The 1,625-nt window shown below is 62.8% G+C and carries 2 protein-coding genes; both read right to left on the reverse strand.

The window, feature by feature from the left end; all coding sequences use genetic code 11:
- Positions 1–594: 594 nt before the first annotated feature.
- Positions 595–1,278 (reverse strand): ABC transporter ATP-binding protein, encoded by a 684-nt coding sequence (locus EN893_RS33005; protein ID WP_174800360.1) that lies wholly within the window; start codon positions 1,276–1,278, stop codon positions 595–597.
- Positions 1,275–1,625 (reverse strand): FtsX-like permease family protein (locus tag EN893_RS33010; RefSeq protein ID WP_128362133.1); only part of this gene is annotated, 351 nt, incomplete at its 5' end. The genes EN893_RS33005 and EN893_RS33010, both read right to left, overlap by 4 nt.

Below are 1,625 nucleotides of genomic sequence, written 5' to 3' on the forward strand. Positions count from 1 at the left end.
CACCTGGACGTTGCTCCCTGTCTTGCCGGGGTACCCTAACGTTACGGCGGCAAGAAAAGCTTAACGGCGGAACGGCCTTCCACCGCGTAGGAACAGCGGCGGCGAACGCCGCCAAATCACATGGCTCCGATCCAGATCGCCATGGAAACAAGGAACGTGCTCATGCAAACCAGTGAGATGACATCCTGAACCAGATCGGTCATAACTCTCTCCTGTTGTTGATATGTTCGCATTTTGTTCTAATTTTGTTTCAAAGTCAACGGGCACGATGCGGCCGCCTCCGGAATTTTCGGGCGATCAAATCGGCAGGGTTAAGAAAGGGTTGAGGGGCGAGCGACGGTGCTACGTGGGCTGACCGAAGCCTTTGCGATTAGCCATCGCATCGTCCTCCTAGGGCGGAGCAAGGAGCGGAGCGACGCGCGCAGACCCTAGGATCCATGCCGTGACCAGGGGCGATGCTACGGTGCAGAATTATCGCCTCTGATAGAGGTCGCATATCCTCGACCCCTGCATTTGTCTCGAAAGTAACGGCATGGATCCTAGGGTCTACGCTCCGCTCCGCGGAGCTTCGCCCTAGGATGACGACATCAGAGACTAAAGCGGCACCACTTTGCCGTCGGCCAGGGTGACGCGCCGGTCCATGCGCGATGCCAATTCGTGATTGTGGGTGGCGATCAGCGCCGCGAGGCCCGATTGCTTGACCAGCGCCGCCAGCGCCTCGAACACATAAGACGCGGTGACCGGGTCGAGATTGCCGGTCGGCTCGTCGGCCAGCAGCACCAGCGGCGCATTGGCGACCGCACGCGCGATGGCGACGCGCTGCTGTTCGCCGCCGGAGAGTTCGGACGGCCGGTGCGACGCGCGCTTGCCGATCTGCATGTAATCGAGCAGCTGCGCCGCGCGCTCGGCCGCGTCCTTGCGGCTGAGCCCCTTGATGAGCTGCGGCATCATGATGTTTTCCAGCGCCGAGAATTCCGGCAGCAGATGATGGAACTGGTAGACGAAGCCGACATCGTTGCGGCGGATCGCCGTGCGCTCGTCATCGGAGAGCCGCCCGCAGGCACGGCCGGCCAGGATGACGTCGCCGGCGTCGGGACGCTCCAGCAAGCCGGCAGTGTGCAGCAGGGTCGACTTGCCGGTGCCCGACGGCGCCACCAGCGCCACCATCTCGCCGCGCTTCAGCGAGAAATCGGCACCGTTCAGGATGGTGAGCTTGCGCGGCCCCTGGACATAGTGCCGCTCGACGCTCTTCAGCTCGATAATGACCTCGGCCACTATTCGTACCTCAAGGCTTCGACCGGATCGAGGCGCGCGGCGCGCCATGCCGGAAACACGGTTGCCAGGAAGGACAGGCCGAGCGCCATCAGGACGACATAGGTCGTCTCGCGCGGATCCATCTTCGCCGGCAACTGGCTGAGGAAATAGAGCTCCGGATTGAACAGCACCTTGCCGGTCATCCATGAGAAGAACTGGCGGATGGACTCGATGTTGGTGCAGATCAGCACGCCGAGCAGCACACCGGCAAGCGTGCCGGTCACGCCGATCGCCGCACCCGTCATCAGGAAGATACGCAGGATGGCGCCGCGCGACGCCCCCATGGTGCGCAGGATGGCGATGTCGTGGCC

The organism is Mesorhizobium sp. M7A.F.Ca.CA.004.04.2.1 (genome assembly GCF_004022825.1).
Taxonomy (GTDB): domain Bacteria; phylum Pseudomonadota; class Alphaproteobacteria; order Rhizobiales; family Rhizobiaceae; genus Mesorhizobium.